The 15,259-nt window shown below is 65.8% G+C and carries 14 protein-coding genes; 9 read left to right on the top strand and 5 right to left on the bottom strand.

Features of this window, described 5'->3' with window-relative positions:
- Positions 1-293: 293 nt before the first annotated feature.
- Both ABJO18_RS10605 and carA read right to left on the bottom strand, forming a co-directional pair.
- Complete coding sequence (locus ABJO18_RS10605) at positions 294-1,805, bottom strand: peptide ABC transporter substrate-binding protein (protein WP_348515901.1); 1,512 nt, start codon at positions 1,803-1,805, stop codon at positions 294-296.
- Positions 1,806-2,077: 272 nt separating this feature from the next.
- Positions 2,078-3,250, bottom strand: a complete 1,173-nt coding sequence (carA, locus tag ABJO18_RS10600; protein WP_348508372.1) for a glutamine-hydrolyzing carbamoyl-phosphate synthase small subunit — start codon at positions 3,248-3,250, stop codon at positions 2,078-2,080.
- Between the two features lie 380 nt (positions 3,251-3,630).
- Here carA and ABJO18_RS10595 point away from each other — a divergent pair, with 380 nt between their 5' ends.
- From ABJO18_RS10595 to ABJO18_RS10565, 7 genes are all read left to right on the top strand, one after another.
- Positions 3,631-4,098 (top strand): GatB/YqeY domain-containing protein, encoded by a 468-nt coding sequence (locus ABJO18_RS10595; RefSeq protein ID WP_348508371.1) that lies wholly within the window; start codon positions 3,631-3,633, stop codon positions 4,096-4,098.
- A gap of 91 nt (positions 4,099-4,189) precedes the next feature.
- Positions 4,190-6,028, top strand: a complete 1,839-nt coding sequence (gene dnaG, locus ABJO18_RS10590) for a DNA primase (protein WP_348508370.1) — start codon at positions 4,190-4,192, stop codon at positions 6,026-6,028.
- Positions 6,029-6,081: 53 nt separating this feature from the next.
- On the top strand, positions 6,082-8,184 hold the full coding sequence (rpoD, locus tag ABJO18_RS10585; protein WP_348515900.1) for an RNA polymerase sigma factor RpoD: 2,103 nt from the start codon (positions 6,082-6,084) through the stop codon (positions 8,182-8,184).
- Positions 8,185-8,327: 143 nt separating this feature from the next.
- Positions 8,328-8,648, top strand: coding sequence for a hypothetical protein (locus ABJO18_RS10580; protein WP_348515899.1), 321 nt, complete (start codon positions 8,328-8,330; stop codon positions 8,646-8,648).
- Positions 8,649-8,732: 84 nt separating this feature from the next.
- Entirely contained in the window at positions 8,733-9,851 is a 1,119-nt protein-coding gene (locus ABJO18_RS10575) for a serine hydrolase domain-containing protein (protein ID WP_348515898.1), read from the top strand.
- 88 nt (positions 9,852-9,939) lie between these two features.
- Positions 9,940-10,884, top strand: coding sequence for a S41 family peptidase (locus ABJO18_RS10570; protein WP_348515897.1), 945 nt, complete (start codon positions 9,940-9,942; stop codon positions 10,882-10,884).
- A 54-nt stretch (positions 10,885-10,938) separates the two neighbouring features.
- Complete coding sequence (locus ABJO18_RS10565; RefSeq protein ID WP_348515896.1) at positions 10,939-11,361, top strand: secondary thiamine-phosphate synthase enzyme YjbQ; 423 nt, start codon at positions 10,939-10,941, stop codon at positions 11,359-11,361.
- A gap of 158 nt (positions 11,362-11,519) precedes the next feature.
- Here the strand turns inward: ABJO18_RS10565 and ABJO18_RS10560 are convergent, their stop codons facing one another.
- The 3 genes from ABJO18_RS10560 to ABJO18_RS10550 all read right to left on the bottom strand — a co-directional run bounded on the left by ABJO18_RS10560 (position 11,520) and on the right by ABJO18_RS10550 (position 14,322).
- Positions 11,520-12,470 carry a DUF4349 domain-containing protein gene (locus tag ABJO18_RS10560; protein WP_348515895.1) on the bottom strand — a complete coding sequence of 317 codons (951 nt, stop codon included), beginning with the start codon at positions 12,468-12,470 and terminating at the stop codon, positions 11,520-11,522.
- A gap of 224 nt (positions 12,471-12,694) precedes the next feature.
- Positions 12,695-13,633 (bottom strand): peptidoglycan DD-metalloendopeptidase family protein, encoded by a 939-nt coding sequence (locus ABJO18_RS10555; RefSeq protein WP_348515894.1) that lies wholly within the window; start codon positions 13,631-13,633, stop codon positions 12,695-12,697.
- Positions 13,633-14,322 (bottom strand): hypothetical protein, encoded by a 690-nt coding sequence (locus ABJO18_RS10550; RefSeq protein ID WP_348515893.1) that lies wholly within the window; start codon positions 14,320-14,322, stop codon positions 13,633-13,635. The genes ABJO18_RS10555 and ABJO18_RS10550 overlap by 1 nt, the downstream gene beginning before the upstream one ends.
- Positions 14,323-14,637: 315 nt before the next feature.
- Between ABJO18_RS10550 and panD the strand changes: the two genes are divergently transcribed.
- Together panD and ABJO18_RS10540 are read left to right on the top strand one after the other, a co-directional pair.
- A complete protein-coding gene (panD, locus tag ABJO18_RS10545; protein ID WP_271184897.1) occupies positions 14,638-15,003 on the top strand; it encodes an aspartate 1-decarboxylase in 366 nt (121 codons plus the stop codon).
- Positions 15,004-15,089: 86 nt separating this feature from the next.
- Positions 15,090-15,254 carry a hypothetical protein gene (locus ABJO18_RS10540; RefSeq protein WP_348515892.1) on the top strand — a complete coding sequence of 55 codons (165 nt, stop codon included), beginning with the start codon at positions 15,090-15,092 and terminating at the stop codon, positions 15,252-15,254.
- Positions 15,255-15,259 lie beyond the last annotated feature (5 nt).

The following is a 15,259-nucleotide window of genomic DNA, read 5'->3' as shown; positions in this document are numbered from 1 at the left end:
GGCGGCGGAGGGGGGCCACCGATTGCCCACCCCCCCCCGCCACTGGCACAGGCCTGAAGCGTCAGTCCCAGCAGGACGGCCGCCAGGCGCGCATGCGCGAATAGTCCATGTCTGGATCTGCTCATTCTTCCCCCCGATAGCTTGAGTGCGCGATACACGAAGCCGCAACTCTCAGGGGCACAGCCTGCTCTTCTGCCGCATTACGGTTGCATGACAGTCTGGTGAAATCCGGCTTTCGGCTGGCGGTCTGCAAAGCGCGGGCACCCTGCTGGCGCCACTTGTCTGCAACCGTCTCAGACAGCCGGAAGCAGTGACAGCTCCCGCCAGAGCATGGGCTGGATGTCGCTGCGGGTTCCGGCAACCCGGTCCGACACCATCCAGTGCGCGCGTTCGTGCAGCAGGGGGATGATGGCGGTTTCTTCGAACAGACGGGCTTCGGCCTGCTGATAGGCGAGCGCGCGGGCGGCCGGATCGGTCTCGCGCCGGGCGCGGGCCATGGCGTCGGCGAAATCCGCGTCGCGCCAGTTGAAATTGTCGGCAAACCCGCCGGGCGCGAACGGGTCCAGCATGAAGAAGGGATCGGCCTTCAGGCCGCGATTGAAACTGGCGACGGCGATATCGTAATCGCCGGCATCGACGGCCTGGTAGAGATCGGTGGCATAGGTCACGAAGATCTCGGTCTCGACGCCGGCGCGCTGCCAGTCATCCGCCACGGCGAGAGCGATGCGCTCATTGTCGCCCGGCGTGGTGCGGATCTGCAGCGGTCGGCCGATCTCCAGCGCCGGGCTGGCGCCGGCAGCCCCGGCTTCCGGATCGATCACCGGCACGACATGGCGCGTCGGACTGGCCGTGCCGGCAAAGAATTCCTCGGCGATGAAACCGCGATCGATCGCGGCGGACAGCGCCCGGCGCGTTTCGGCGGAGGCCAGTGGCGCGCGGGCGTGATTGAGCTTGAGATAGCGCAGGATCGGCGCGTCGAAACTGCGGAAACGTTCGCCCAGCCGGTCGCGCAGGAAGCCGATCTGGTTGGCCGGCGGCTGGTCGGCCAGGTCGTAATCGCCCGCCCGGAACAGGCGCACCCGCGTCGCGGCGTCCTGCACCGCGTCCAGCCGGATGGCCGGGATCGCGACCCGGGCAGCATCGTAATAGGCCGGGTTGCGGGTCATCGAGAGGTGCAGCTGGCTCTCTCCGGTCAGCGTATAGGCGCCGGCCGTGACCATGTTTTCCGGCCGCACCCAGTCGGCGCTGTGGCGTTCGATGACATGGCGTGGGAAGGGATAGAATTCGCGCATCAGCACGGGCAGCAGGCCCAGAGGGTCGGTGAGGCGGAACTCGACGCTCCGTTCGTTCAGCGCGCTGACCCCCATCGCCTCGGACGGCATCCCGCCGGCCAGCACTGCGCGGGCGTTTTCGATGGCGAAAAAATCGCCCAACCGGGCAAAGCTCTGGGCGGGGTCAACCAGACGCCGGGCCGACCAGACGATATCCTCGGCGGTCAGCGGATGCCCGTCCGACCAGGTCAGTCCGTCGCGCAGGTGGAAATACCAGAGCCGCCCGTCCTCGCGGAAGGTCCAGCTTTCCGCCAGGCCCGGCGCGACGGATCCGTCCGGCGCATACTCGGTCAGCCCGGCGTGAAGCTGCTTGTAGGCGAGTGCCGCCGAGGCAAATTCGCCGCGCGCCGGATCGAGACTGTCGGGCAGGTTGGTCGTCGCGACACGCAACAGCCCCTCCGGCGGTGCGGACCGGCTGCAGGCGGTCAGGCCGGTTGCGAGTGAGGCGGCGAGAAGAGTGCGGCGGTTCAGCATGGCGGGATGATGCTGTGATGCGCGGCGGGCAGCCAGCCCTTTTTGGACCTGTGCTCAGCCGGCGGCAACTATGTCGTTCGCTCTTGTCTCCACGAGGCCGTCATCCTGACGAAAGTCAGGATCCAGGTCGCGTGGCGCGTTCCCGCCAGGTCTGGCTCAATCCGGCTTTTCGAATTGGGCCCTGACTTTCGTCAGGGTGACGGTTCATGGGGGCGAACGTGTCCGGGCGATCTGTGGACCTCGCCGGCCCGCGATCAACGGGCCGGGAGAGTCTAGGCCTCCGCCTTCGCCTTCAGCGCTCCGACAAAGCGGTCGAACACGCCGAAACTGTCCTGCGGGCCCGGGCTGGCTTCCGGGTGGTGCTGGACGGCCCAGACGGGCTTGTCGGTCAGCTTGAAGCCGGAATTGGAGCCGTCGAACAGCGAGACATGGGTTTCCACCGCATTGGCCGGCAGGGTCGAGCCATCGACCGCAAAGCCGTGGTTCATGGAGACGATCTCCACCTGGCCGGTCTCGTGGTTCTTCACCGGGTGATTGGCGCCGTGATGGCCCTGGGCCATTTTCGCGGTCTTTGCGCCGAGCGCGAGCGCCAGCATCTGGTGGCCCAGGCAGATGCCCAGGGCGGGGATGCCGGCCTCGATGACGGCCTTGATGGTCGGCAGGGCATATTTGCCCGTCTCGGCCGGGTCGCCCGGACCGTTGGAGAAGACCACACCGTCCGGATTGAGCGCCTTGACCTCATCAATGCCGGCCTTGCCCGGCAGGACCGCGACGCGGGCGCCCGCGCCGGTGAGCAGGCGCAGGATGTTGGCCTTCACGCCATAATCGAGCACCACGACGCGCGGACCCTCTTCCGGGCCCGCGGCATAGCCCTCGCCGAGGACCCAATTGCCTTCGCTCCACTCGCCCGCGGCTTCGCGCGTCACGCCGGCAGCGAGCTCGCGGCCTTCCATGGTCGGCGCGGCGGCAGCAGCGGCCTTGAGCGCCTCGATATCGATATTGCCGGAGGGATCATGGGCGATGGCACACATGGCCATGCCCTTCTCGCGGATGCGGCGCGTAAGGGCGCGCGTGTCGATCCCGGTCACCGAGACAATGCCGCGCGTGCGCAGCCATTCCTCGAAGGAGGTTTCGGCGCGCCAGTTGGCCGGCGGGGTGATGGTGGCGCGGGAGACCATGCCGACGGCAGCCTTGCGGGCCGGTCCGCTGGCGGCTTCCTCGTCTTCCGCATTGGCGCCGACATTGCCGACATGGGGGAAGGTGAAGCAGACGACCTGGCCGGCATAGGACGGGTCGGCCAGGACTTCCTGGTGGCCGGTCATCGCCGTGTTGAAGCACAGCTCGCCGATGGCGGTTCCGCTTGCGCCGGTCCCGTGGCCCAGGAAAACCTGGCCGTCTGCAAGGGCGATGGCGCCTGTGGCCTGCGTCGGATCGGGCTGCGACATGGGGCTCTCCTGCCTTGCGGGGACGCGCGTCGGGCGGCCGGGGAATCGGCTGCATCCTGACGTCCGGATAAACGGGCGCTTCGCTAGTCTCTTCGCCCCGCCGGGTCAATACCGCAAGTCCGGTTCCCGGCCCGATCGATCAATCTTTATGACCGTTGGTCGATGAGGGGTTGATTATTGAGCGGCGAGGGCATATTCCCCCGGCCCTTGTTTCAGAGGCTGCAAGGCCGAGGATGAGCAGACAGTCAGGAACGCATCTGCGGACAACAGACCCGGACGCTCGAAACAAATGGCGCTTCCCGGAGGCGCGCGATCACTTTTTCACACCGGAGATTTCGTGACGGGTTGCCAAAGGGCACCCAGAATGGACCAGTTACATCATGTCTCTTCGTGACCGTATCACCGACGAACTGAAATCCGCCCTGAAGGCTGGCGACAAGACGCGTCTGTCGACGCTCCGCCTGATCTCTGCGGCGATCAAGGACCGTGACATCGCGGCGCGCGCGGAAGACCGCTGCGCCGGCTGCGGAGACACGGAAATCATGGCCATCCTGCAAAAACTCGCCAAACAGCGCGACGAGAGCGCCGAGACCTATGAAAAGGCCGGCCGCCTGGATCTCGCCGAGGCCGAGCGCGGGGAAGCGGAGATTGTCCGCGAATTCCTGCCCAAGCCGATGGACAGCACCGAAATCGAGCAGGCGGCCCAGACCGTCGTCAGCGAACTCGACGCATCCGGCCTGAAGGATATGGGCCGCGTGATGGGCGAGCTGAAAACCCGCTATGCCGGCCGCATGGATTTCGGCCAGGCGGGCGCCAAGGTGAAGACGCTGCTCGCCGGCGCGGCCTGAGCCTGATCCTGATTTGATCGCGTGACGCCGGAAGCTTTCGGGCGCATCATGTCCGGCTGTGACAACGGACGGGTGAGGCAAACGCTTTCAGATGCGGCTGGGTGAGGATTTCATCGACGAGATCAAGGCGCGGGTCCGCCCGTCGGACCTGATCGGCCGCACCGTGCAGCTGAAACGCCAGGGCCGCGAATTCGTCGGCCTGTCGCCTTTCAAGAAAGAGCGTACGCCGTCGTTTTTCGTCAATGACGACAAGCGCTTCTACCATTGCTTTGCCAGCGGCAAGCATGGCGACGTCTTCACCTGGCTCGAGGAAATGGAAGGCCTCTCCTTCATGGAGGCGGCGGAGCGGCTGGCCGGCGAGGCCGGGCTGCGCCTGCCCGAGCCGGATCCGGAAGCTCACGAGAAGACCGTCCACCGCAAATCCCTCGTGGAATGGATGGAGGTGGCCCAGGCCTTTTATCTGCGCGCCCTGCGCCAGCCGGAAGGCGAGGCGGCGCGGACCTATCTCAAGGGGCGCGGCCTGACCGGCCAGGACTGCGTACGTTTCGGTATCGGCTATGCCCCGGACGGGCGGACGGCGCTGAAGGACGAGCTGGTGACCGCTGGCGCTCCGGTCGAGGACCTGGTCGAGTGTGGCCTGCTGATCCAGCCGGATCACGGCTCGCCCTATGACCGCTTCCGCGACCGCATCATGTTCCCGATCCACGATCCGCGCGGCCGGCTGGTCGCCTTTGGCGGCCGGGCGCTGAACAAGGAAGCGCGGGCGAAATATCTCAACTCGCCCGAGACGCCGATCTTCCACAAGGGCTCGGTGCTCTACCGCTATCCCGAAGCACGCAAGGCGGCGTCCGATCCCAAGCAGACTATCCGCGGCCTGATCGTGGCGGAGGGCTATCTCGACGTGATCGCCCTGGCGCGTGCCGGGCTGGATCACGGCGTGGCGCCGCTGGGCACGGCCGTCACCGAGGATCAGCTGCAGCTCCTCTGGCGCGCTGGCGGCGAGCCTGTGATGTGCCTGGACGGCGACAGTGCCGGCCGTGGGGCGGCCTTCAAGGCGGCCGACCGGGCGCTGCCGCTGCTGCAGCCGGGCAAGACGCTGCGCTTTGCCTTCATGCCCGAGGGCAAGGATCCGGACGATCTGCTGCGCGAGGAGGGCGCCAACGCCCTGCGCGCGGTGTTCACCGAGACCCGCTCGCTGGCCGATCTGCTGTGGGAGCGCGAGGTTCATGCCGAACCGCTCGACGATCCGGACCGGCGCGCCGGCTTCCGCAGGCGGATCCGGGGGCTTGTTTCCCAGATCGCCGATACCGATATACGTGAAGAATACCGGCGCGAGTTCGACCAGCGCATGGAAGCGCTGTTCGGCGGCCGGCCGCAGCAAACGCGGCGGTCCTCCGGCGCTTACGGGCGGAAGATGCCGCTGATGCGGGCCAGCGCCGAACTGAAACGAAAGACGCAGGCTGCAGGCCAGCAACCGGCCGATCATCTGGCGCGCCACCTGCTTCTCGCCGCGATCGAATATCCCGATATTGCGGTCGACCAGGTGGAAACACTGGCGCTTTTGCGCCTCGGTTCGCTTGACTCACTGCGCGACGCCGTTTTAGACGCCTGCTCTTCTGGGCAGTCTGTGCAAACCGACACGCTTAGGGCCAGATTGGCCGAAGCCGGATATGCGGCAACAATGAAGCGGTTGGACGGAGAGCGCGGCCCCATGCAGGCGGCACTGGGCGGAACGGAGGCGTCCTTCAAGGCACGAACACAGGCTTGGACGCGCCTGGCAGCAGCCTATATGGAACGAAGCGAGGCACAGCGCCGGCGCGACGAGATACGTGCGCGGCTGAACGAAGAAATTGGCAGGGATGATTCCGAGAGTGTGCGGCGGCTGGTCGAGGCCTGGCGCCGGGAAACCTCGCGATCGGAACCGTCCTGACCCGGAACACATTCCAATTGTGCGCACTGGGCAGCGCGACAAGGGACGAATAGATGAGCAAAACGGCCGAAGCCAACGACGCATCGGAACCCCAGGACGGTCCGCTTCTGGACCTGACGGACCAGTCGGTCAAGAACATGATCAAGACCGCGAAGAAACGCGGTTATGTGACCCATGACGAGCTGAACGCCGTTCTGCCGAGCGAGGAATTTTCCTCCGAGCAGATCGAGGACGTGCTCGCGCAGCTGTCCGAGATGGGCATCAATGTCGTCGACAGCGAGACCGACGTCGATGATGACGGCGACAACGCCAAGGCGAATGCCTCCGGCGATGACGACGACAGTGATGACGACGAGGACGAGAGCGACAGCCGCTCCGTCGCGGCTGCCAGCGGCAAGGCCGCCGTGGTGGGCCAGAATACCGGCTCGTCCGCGGACCGTACCGACGACCCGGTGCGCATGTATCTGCGCGAGATGGGCTCGGTCGAGCTTCTCTCCCGCGAGGGCGAGATCGCGATCGCCAAGCGCATCGAGGCCGGCCGCAATGCGATGATCCGCGGCTTGTGCGAAAGCCCGCTGACCTTCGAAGCCATCATGGTCTGGCGCGACGAGCTGCAGGAAGGCCAGGTCCTGCTGCGCGACATCATCGACCTCGACGCCACCTATGGCGGCCAGCAGGCCGAGGGTGAAGAGGGCGAGGATGGCGAAGGCGAAGCCGAGGGCGCAGCCCCCGCGGCAGCGCCGGCCGACCCGCAGGAAAAGACCGGCGACGAAGACGAGAAGTCTGCCAAGAAGTCCTCCCGCGACGATGACGACGAGGATGAGGACGACGACGAGGAGACCGAGGGCTCCAGCGACGACGAGGATGATGATGACGAGGACGATGGTGCCTCGCTCTCCCTGTCGGCGATGGAAGCGGAACTGCGCGACGGCGTCATGGAGACGCTGGACTCGATCGCGTCCGACTTTGCCGCCTTCCGCAAGCTGCAGGACAAGCTGGTCGCTGCCCGTATCGAGGGCAAGGACCTGACCAAGCAGAGCCGGGAAAAATACGAGGGGCTTCAGAACTCCATCGTCACCCAGCTCAATACGATGCACCTCAACAATGCGCGTATCGAGGCTCTGGTCGAACAGCTCTATGCGATCAACAAGGAACGCATGTCGCTGGAAGGCAAGCTCTTGCGCATGGCCGACGCCCATGGCGTGCCGCGTGCCCAGTTCATGGACAGCTATTTCGGCAATGAGCTGAGCCCCGACTGGCCGTCCTCGATGGCCGGCACGTCCAAGGCCTGGGACCGCTTCATCGATCGCGAGGCGACCGATGCCGGCAAGATCCGTGACGAGCTGGCCGATCTGACCCAGCGCGCCGGCGTGCCGATCGAGGATCTGCGCCGCATCGTGCGCACCGTCCAGAAGGGCGAGCGCGAGGCCCGCGTGGCCAAGAAGGAGATGGTCGAGGCCAATCTGCGCCTGGTGATCTCCATTGCCAAGAAATACACCAATCGCGGCCTGCAATTCCTGGATCTGATCCAGGAAGGTAATATCGGCCTGATGAAGGCCGTCGACAAATTCGAATACCGCCGCGGCTATAAATTCTCGACCTATGCCACCTGGTGGATCCGCCAGGCGATAACCCGCTCGATCGCCGACCAGGCCCGCACCATCCGTATCCCGGTGCACATGATCGAGACGATCAACAAGATCGTCCGCACCTCGCGCCAGATGCTGCACGAGATCGGCCGCGAGCCGACCCCGGAAGAGCTGGCTGAAAAGCTCGCCATGCCGCTGGAAAAAGTGCGCAAGGTGATGAAGATCGCCAAGGAGCCGATCTCCCTGGAAACGCCGATCGGCGACGAGGAAGACAGCCATCTGGGCGATTTCATCGAGGACAAGAATGCCGTCCTGCCGATCGATGCCGCCATCCAGGCCAATCTGCGCGAAACCACGACCCGCGTGCTCGCCTCGCTCACCCCGCGTGAGGAACGCGTGCTGCGCATGCGTTTCGGCATCGGCATGAATACCGACCACACGCTGGAAGAAGTCGGCCAGCAATTCTCGGTGACCCGAGAACGGATCCGCCAGATCGAGGCCAAGGCCCTGCGCAAGCTCAAGCATCCGAGCCGCTCGCGCAAGCTCCGCAGCTTCCTGGACAATTGATCCGCCGAAAGCGGATCATCCCGGACCCGTTCCGGGATCTCTGGACGACACGCCCAACGAAAAGCCGGCCCTCGGGCCGGCTTTTTTGTCGGCCGTCGGCCTGTCCAATCGACTTCCCGGGGCTTCGGCCCTAGAGTTTAGCGATGAACGCCAAATTCCGTGCGATTGAGGTCGATGAGACGACGGCAGCGCTGCTCGAGGCCCGGGCCGCGGCACGCAATCTCACCGTGGCAGAGCTATTGGCCGACCTGGCCGCCAGCGAGGCGGGTCTGCCGGCAGATCTGGTTGAGCAGCGGGCGGCAGGAACAGGACCCTGGTCGCCTGAAGTGCTGGCCGAGGATGAGCGCAGACTGCTGGCCTTCCGCGAAGAGCGCAGCGGTGCCGACTGGAGCGATGTCCGGAACTGGATGGAGAGCTGGGGCCGTCCGTCCGAAGAACCTGCTCCGAAGGCCCGCAAGCTTTGAAGGTCAGGGTCTCCGGCGCACAGGAGCATAATGCTGCCGCATTCCGGCGCCTTCCTGCCTGTTCGTGATCAGGGGACAGCTACCATGAAAATTCAAGCGCTTGGCTTGGCGGCGGCATTGCTGCTTACCGGGCCGGTCTGCGCCCAACCGGCCCCGCATCTCGATCCCGTCGACGCCGCCGTCGAGCCCTTGATGGAGCAGGGGCATTTCCCCGGCATGGCGGTCGCTGTGCTGCGGCACGGCGAACCCGTCCATGTCGGCGGCTATGGCCTGGCTTCGATCGAGCATCAGGTGCCGGTAACGCCCGCAACGGTTTTCGAACTGGCCTCCCTGACCAAGCACATGACGGCACTGGCCGTGTTGACGCTGGCGGAGGCGGGGCGGGTGTCGCTGGACGATCGGGTCGTGGACTACCTGCCCGTCGATACTCCGGAGGCCTGGTCGACGATCACGATCGACCAGCTGCTCAGTCATACCGGCGGGCTGGCCCACCGGTTCGAGGCGATGCCGGATGGCGAGTTCCTGCTGAACTATTCCACCGACGACATGCTCGCCTCGGCCATGGCGACGGAAATGGTGGCGACGCCCGGAGAGGACTGGATCTATTCCGACCAGGGCTATTTCCTGCTCGGCCTCGTGATCGAGCAGGTCACCGGCCAGTCCTATGGAGACCATCTTCGCGAGACACTCTTCGGTCCGCTGGGGATGGACCAGACCGCCATGCTGGACCAGTCGGCCATCGTGCCGCATCGCGCCGAAGGCTATGCCTGGAACGAGGATGCCGGGCTGCAGCGCAACCGCCGCGTCTGGCAGTTCGGCCTGATGTCGCATTTCGGTGTGACATCCTCGCTCGACGACATGATGGTCTGGGAGGCCGCGCTGTCCGGCAGCGAGATCATCAATGACGGCGCCTTGGCGGCCACCGCCGAGATCCAGCGCCCCTTCGACACCGGGGAAACTTGCGACAGCTGGGGCTATGCGCGCGGCTGGACGGCCTATCACCGGGAAGGGCGCACCCTGGTCAGCCATGGCGGTTACTCCGGCACGGCCTATGTGCGCGACCTCACGACCGGCCTGTCGGTGATCGTGCTGACCAATCGCGAGGATACGCCGGATGCGCTGTCACCGATGGCCATCGCCTGGGCTGCAGCCCATGCCGTGGATGAGGCGCTGCCGGAAGGTGGCCCGCGCTGCTGGGAATAGCCCGACCTCTCCAATCCGTAAGGCCGCCGTCACAGCCCGGACGGGTGCTTGCCTGCTCCATGTCCGCCAGGCTGAGGGAGGACATGTGATGCCGGGCATTCGGGCAATGCTGCTGGGAGTGAGTGTCGCGAGCGTTCAGATAGCGGCGGCGCAGGCGGAGGAGCCTGCGGCGTCTCGCTGGTCTGCGGCGCTCGAAGAAGTCGCGGTCTATCTGGAAGACGATTACATCTATTCGCAGACCGGTGCGGCCATGGCGCGCCATCTACGCGAGAATGGCGGCGATTATGACCAGGCCGCCGATCTGGACGCGCTGGCGCAAGCGCTGACGGAAGATCTCTACGATATCGCTCAGGACCACCATCTGCGTCTGTGGACCCAGGGCAGCCAGGCCGCACCGTCGCGAGCGCCCATGTCCCGCGAACAGATCGAGCATTGCCGCACGGCCTCGATCGAGCACCGCTGGCTGGCGCCGGATATCGGCTATATCCAGTTTCCGCGCTTCCGGTCCGAGCCGGATTATCTGGCCGGTTTCGATGCCGCGATGGAGGTGCTGGACGGGGCGGATGCGATCATTCTCGATCTGCGCGCCAATTGCGGTGGTGACGAGATGGCGGTGCGCCACCTCTCGACGTATTTCTTCGACCGGCCGACCCATCTGGTAAGTTCGCAGGTCGGCGACAGCGAGCCGCGTGAGCGCTGGACGCTGGATGCCGTGCCCGGACCGCGCCAGCCCGAGGCCGCGCTCTACATTCTTGTCGACAATGGCACGTTCTCGGCGGCTGAATCCTTCAGCTTCGGCATGCGTGCAACGGGCCGTGCGACACTGGCCGGCATCCCGACAGGCGGTGGCGGACATTTCGGTGCGACGGTCGAGCTGGACAGCGGCATGCGGATGTTCCTGCCGATCGGCCGCACTTTCGACCCGCGCACAGGCGAGGGCTGGGAGGCGACGGGGATCATGCCGGACATCCGGACAGACACGTCGGACGCAGCGCTCGATGCGGCGGTGGCGGATTTCAGGTCGCCGCGTTGATGGCCGGAGCGGGGCGGGCTTGCCCTTGTGGTGCGAGCGCGCGACAAACAGGCCATGCCCCTGCACCGTATCGCCATTCCCACCACCGGCCCCGGCCTTTACGAGTTCACCGCCGAGGTCGATAATTTCGTACGCAAAGTAAATATCGCGGAAGGCGTGCTGACGGCCTATGTCCGGCACACCTCCTGTTCGCTGGTGATCCAGGAAAATGCCGATAGTGACGTGCAGCGCGACCTCGCCGAATTCTTCCGGCGGCTGGTGCCCGACGCCGACGATCCGTCCATGTCCTGGCTGTGGCACACCACGGAAGGGCCGGACGACATGCCGGCCCATATCAAGGCCGCGCTGACCCAGACCTCGCTGGGCATCCCGGTCGAGGACGGACGCCTTCTGCTGGGCACGTGGCAGGGGATCTACCTGTTCGAACACCGCCACCGCCCCCACCGCCGCGAAGTGGTTCTTCACCTCGCGGCGTAGGGGAGGGACATGTACCTCCGGTACGTGTCCCCTAAAGATTCCCTGTTCTGATCGACAGGAACGCCGTTCGACCCCGGGGCAAATCTCCGCGGGGCATGCCCCGCCCCTTGTCTGCGGTCTGGCCCGGGACACGTACCATAGGTACATGTCCCTCGATCCTAGCCCGCCGCCTGTTCGGCCTTGCGCTTGCGCCACAGGCCGCGCAGCCAGCGGCCCAGCAGCCAGAAGACCGGCACGATCACGATCAGCCAGGGCAGGGCAGAGGCGATGAAGGTGATGACATTGGCCAGGCCGGAAGCGAAATTGCCGGCCAGATTGCGCAGCGCCCGGCCCAGCGGCTCGAAGGCACCGCGGCTGACCGGCTCCATGCGCGAGGTATAATTCAGCGTCAGGTCCGACATGGAAACGCGGCCCCGCATGACGCGCAATTGCGCCTCGGCGCCCTCGATCTCGCCCTGCAGGCGGGCCAGTTCGCGCTCGACACTGACCAGTTCCTCCACGCTCGCGCCGGGGCGTTCCAGGAGGGCGGTGAGGCGGGTGCGCAGCGTGCGCTTGGCGGTCAGGCGTGCTTCGGCGTCATAGATCGAGGCGGTCAGATCGTCGGCCGACTGGGCCTGGTGCATGATGCGGCCGCCCGCAGCATCGACTTCGCTGGCCAGGCCGTCGCGGAAATCCTCGATCCAGTCTGGCACGGCCCGCAGGGAGAGCGAGCCCGCCGAGCCGCGATCGCCCTGGGCGTAGATATTGGCATTGACGACCTGGCAGGCTTCGGGGCCGGCATCGAGACAGGCCTGGCGATGCGCCTCGATCAGCGGTTCGGTCGCCTCGCGCGGGGTCTCCAGCTGGTAGCCGTAGCGATAGGCGATCAGGCGCTCGGTGATCGCATCTGCACCGCCGCCAGAACCGGTCTGGGGCTCGGCCTCCATCATGGGCGGCGGCGGTGCGGCTGCGTGCTCGCGGGCGATCCGGTTGCCGGAAACCGTGATGGCGTCCTCGGCGTAGAAGCCCTGTTCGCTGACGGCATAGCCGTCGCTTTCATGCCGATCGGCCCCCTCGCATGCCGTCAGTGCCAGACCGACAGCTAGAACCGCCCAAACGCGTGATGTCATGATCCTGTCCTTTTCTCCCCAAGAGCGCCTCGCTCGCGGGACATGATGAGAGGAAACGGGGCCGAATTCAGGCGTCTGGCCCTGGCGCCGGGCTTTGCCTTTGTTTGAGTGGACGCATTTTTTGAACCGCAAAACCGGTGCCCACTTTTGCTGAAAATGCCGGGTCCTTGAGTGGACGCATTTTCGAACCGCAAAAACCGGTACCCACTTTTGCTGAAAATGCTTCAGCCGCCATTCGCGGTGAGGAGACGCTCATAGCTGTCCACCAGCGCCAGATAGGGCGGTACATTCGTGTTCTGGATCTCGCCGCCGGTGTCGACCGCCATCTTGATCTCGAAATGCAGGTGGATGGTGGTCGCCGTGCCGCCGAATTCGTTGGACACATAGCCGATCCGCTCGCCCTGGCTGACCCGGTCGCCGGCCTCGACCAGCAGCGTGTCCTTTTCCAGGTGAAGATAGGTGTAGCGCACGCCGTCATCGCTCATCAGGCGCACCGAATAGGAGCCGATCGAGGTGATGGTGCCATCGGCGACGGCGACGGCCCAATGGGTCGCGTCCTGGCAGGTGGCGGGGCGGATGTCCTGGCCCTGATGGCCGGTGCCGGACGGGCACATGGGCGTGCCATAGCCCCGGGTCTCGCAGAAATTGTCGCGCCAGGCATAGGCGTAGTTGTTCGCATTGCACTGCCCGCCGCCCGGACCGAGATAGCCGCCATGCCCGTAGACCTGGCTGTTGGCATAGGCCTGGCCGGCCTCCATGGGAAAGCGCATGGCCGGGGAATAATTGATCTGCAGCGTCTGGCCCGTGCCGCTGTCGGCCACGAGATCGCCGGCGGGCATCCAGCTGAATTCGATGCCGGCCTCATCCTCCGGACCGGGCGGGAGTTCGGGATAGGGATAGGGTTCGGCGGGCGGGATATCCTCACCGGGCGCCGGCGGGTCTTCGGGCTGGGGCAATTCGTCCGGCGGATCGGCCGGTTCGGGATCGGTCGGGACCGGTTCTTCCGGTTGCGGATCGGTGCCGGGGTCGGCCATGGGCGTCTCCTCTGCTATCGGGGCCGGGGCCGGCGGGGGCAGGCTGGCCTCCTGCGGCCACCAGATCATCGCCGCGACGCCTGCGGTTGCAACGGCGGCGGCCAGTGTGAGTTCCGCGGCGCGCGACATCACTCCTCTCCCGGTTCGGGGCTGCCGGCGGCGATCATCAGCGCGTCGGCGAGCTGGCGGACATAGGTCTCGGAGGTGCAGCGCGTATCGGTCCCGGGCGCCGCGCATTCCACGGTGACGGAGTAGGCCGCGCCGTAGCGGTTGAAGGACAGTTCCCGGCCATACTCGGTCTGGCTGACGCGGTAGCCGGCCGGGTCTGCGGCGCGCAGCCGGCGGCGGCTGGCCGCGTCCGGCGGTACGGCATGGGCGAGGCGGGTGCCGAACACCTCGACGAGAATGTCCGGCCCGGTAATCGACAGCGTGTAGAAGTCGGCCTGCGGGAAGAGGCGGGTCACGGCGCTCTCGCCCAGGCCGAGTGCGGCAGATGTGGGAATGAGGACCGGCAGGCGGGTCGCCGCTACATTGGCGGCGCCGTCATTGACGGGCTGTGGGAAGCGCTGGACTTGCCGCACGGCGACGGCCTGGGTGTTGAATTGCGTCTGGGTGCGGGCATCCTCGCGCGCCGCGGCCCAGTTGATGGGCATGGTGCGCGGCGCGTCCGGCGCGGGCGGCTGTTGTTGCTGTTGCTGTAGGGCGGCCAGGCTGGCCGTGCGTACGGGTTCGGCAGGCGGCCGGGTCTGGGCCGACAGGCCGAGCGAAGCGGCCGCCAGTGTCGCGATACCGGCAATACGTCCCAGGCGAGATTCCATATCCAACTCCCCTTTCGCGAAGTATAGCGCAGTTTTGCAGCTTGCGCATGAACCTTCGATGAGGCGCGCGTCGGGCCGAGACGGTCATCACGCATGAGCGGATTTCATCGGTTATGAGTGCGCGCCGTGCAGGGGGATCGTTATTATGGGCGCCGTGGATCAGGCGCCTGTATCTTGGGTAAAACCCGGTGACGGGCACTAGCGGTGGCGGTTTCACGCAGGCCTGAATGCCGCAAATCCGGTTTTCGCCGTTGAAATTCCGCTCCGCCGCACGTATGTGCAGTGCAGCAACCTCTGTGTAGTCAGGAGAGCGCGATGCGCCTCACCATGATGAAATGCAAGCTTCACCGTGCAGTCGTCACCCAGGCGGACCTGCACTATGAAGGCTCCATCTCCATCGACCGCGATTATCTGGACGCCGCCGGCATCCTGCCCTACGAGCAGGTCGATGTGCTGAACATCAATAATGGCGAACGGTTCACCACCTACGCCATCGAGGCGCCGCGCGGCAGCCGTACCTTCGGCATCAATGGCGCTGCGGCCCGTCTGGCCCAGCCGGGCGACCGGATCATTGTCGTCGCCTATGCCGGCATGGATGCGGCCGAGGCCGAGAATTACGTGCCGACCGTGGTGCTGTTCGACGAGCACAACCAGGTCGTCTCCAAGCCGAAAGCGGCCTGATCCAGCCTGTCTGAATACAACCATTCGGAACCGGATGGCCGACTGCACGTTTCTCTTTCGTCACTAACGGACGGAAGGAGCCAGTCATGCGTGCATCGAAAAGCCGGAATATCCTGCTCTACGGCGCGGTCGCCGGACTCCTGGTCCTGTCGGCAGGGCTCGCCTATGCGCTGTGGCAGGAGCAGCAGAGCGAGACGATCACCTTCGAATTCGGCGGCGAAAGCATTTCCGTGGAAGCCGAGGGCGGTTAGGCGCG

It is taken from the genome of Maricaulis sp. (assembly GCF_039978735.1).
In the GTDB taxonomy this organism is placed as follows: Bacteria; Pseudomonadota; Alphaproteobacteria; order Caulobacterales; family Maricaulaceae; genus Maricaulis.
This window is presented reverse-complemented; position numbering and strand designations above follow the sequence as displayed.

Bases quoted from the DNA above. Each gene is read 5' to 3' on its own strand.
- ABJO18_RS10605 (WP_348515901.1), bottom strand. From the start codon at position 1,805: ATGCTGAACCGCCGCACTCTTCTCGCCGCCTCACTCGCAACCGGCCTG.
- carA (WP_348508372.1), bottom strand. From the start codon at position 3,250: ATGTCGCAGCCCGATCCGACGCAGGCCACAGGCGCCATCGCCCTTGCA.
- ABJO18_RS10595 (WP_348508371.1), top strand. From the start codon at position 3,631: ATGTCTCTTCGTGACCGTATCACCGACGAACTGAAATCCGCCCTGAAG.
- dnaG (WP_348508370.1), top strand. From the start codon at position 4,190: ATGCGGCTGGGTGAGGATTTCATCGACGAGATCAAGGCGCGGGTCCGC.
- rpoD (WP_348515900.1), top strand. From the start codon at position 6,082: ATGAGCAAAACGGCCGAAGCCAACGACGCATCGGAACCCCAGGACGGT.
- ABJO18_RS10580 (WP_348515899.1), top strand. From the start codon at position 8,328: ATGAACGCCAAATTCCGTGCGATTGAGGTCGATGAGACGACGGCAGCG.
- ABJO18_RS10575 (WP_348515898.1), top strand. From the start codon at position 8,733: ATGAAAATTCAAGCGCTTGGCTTGGCGGCGGCATTGCTGCTTACCGGG.
- ABJO18_RS10570 (WP_348515897.1), top strand. From the start codon at position 9,940: ATGCCGGGCATTCGGGCAATGCTGCTGGGAGTGAGTGTCGCGAGCGTT.
- ABJO18_RS10565 (WP_348515896.1), top strand. From the start codon at position 10,939: ATGCCCCTGCACCGTATCGCCATTCCCACCACCGGCCCCGGCCTTTAC.
- ABJO18_RS10560 (WP_348515895.1), bottom strand. From the start codon at position 12,470: ATGACATCACGCGTTTGGGCGGTTCTAGCTGTCGGTCTGGCACTGACG.
- ABJO18_RS10555 (WP_348515894.1), bottom strand. From the start codon at position 13,633: ATGTCGCGCGCCGCGGAACTCACACTGGCCGCCGCCGTTGCAACCGCA.
- ABJO18_RS10550 (WP_348515893.1), bottom strand. From the start codon at position 14,322: ATGGAATCTCGCCTGGGACGTATTGCCGGTATCGCGACACTGGCGGCC.
- panD (WP_271184897.1), top strand. From the start codon at position 14,638: ATGCGCCTCACCATGATGAAATGCAAGCTTCACCGTGCAGTCGTCACC.
- ABJO18_RS10540 (WP_348515892.1), top strand. From the start codon at position 15,090: ATGCGTGCATCGAAAAGCCGGAATATCCTGCTCTACGGCGCGGTCGCC.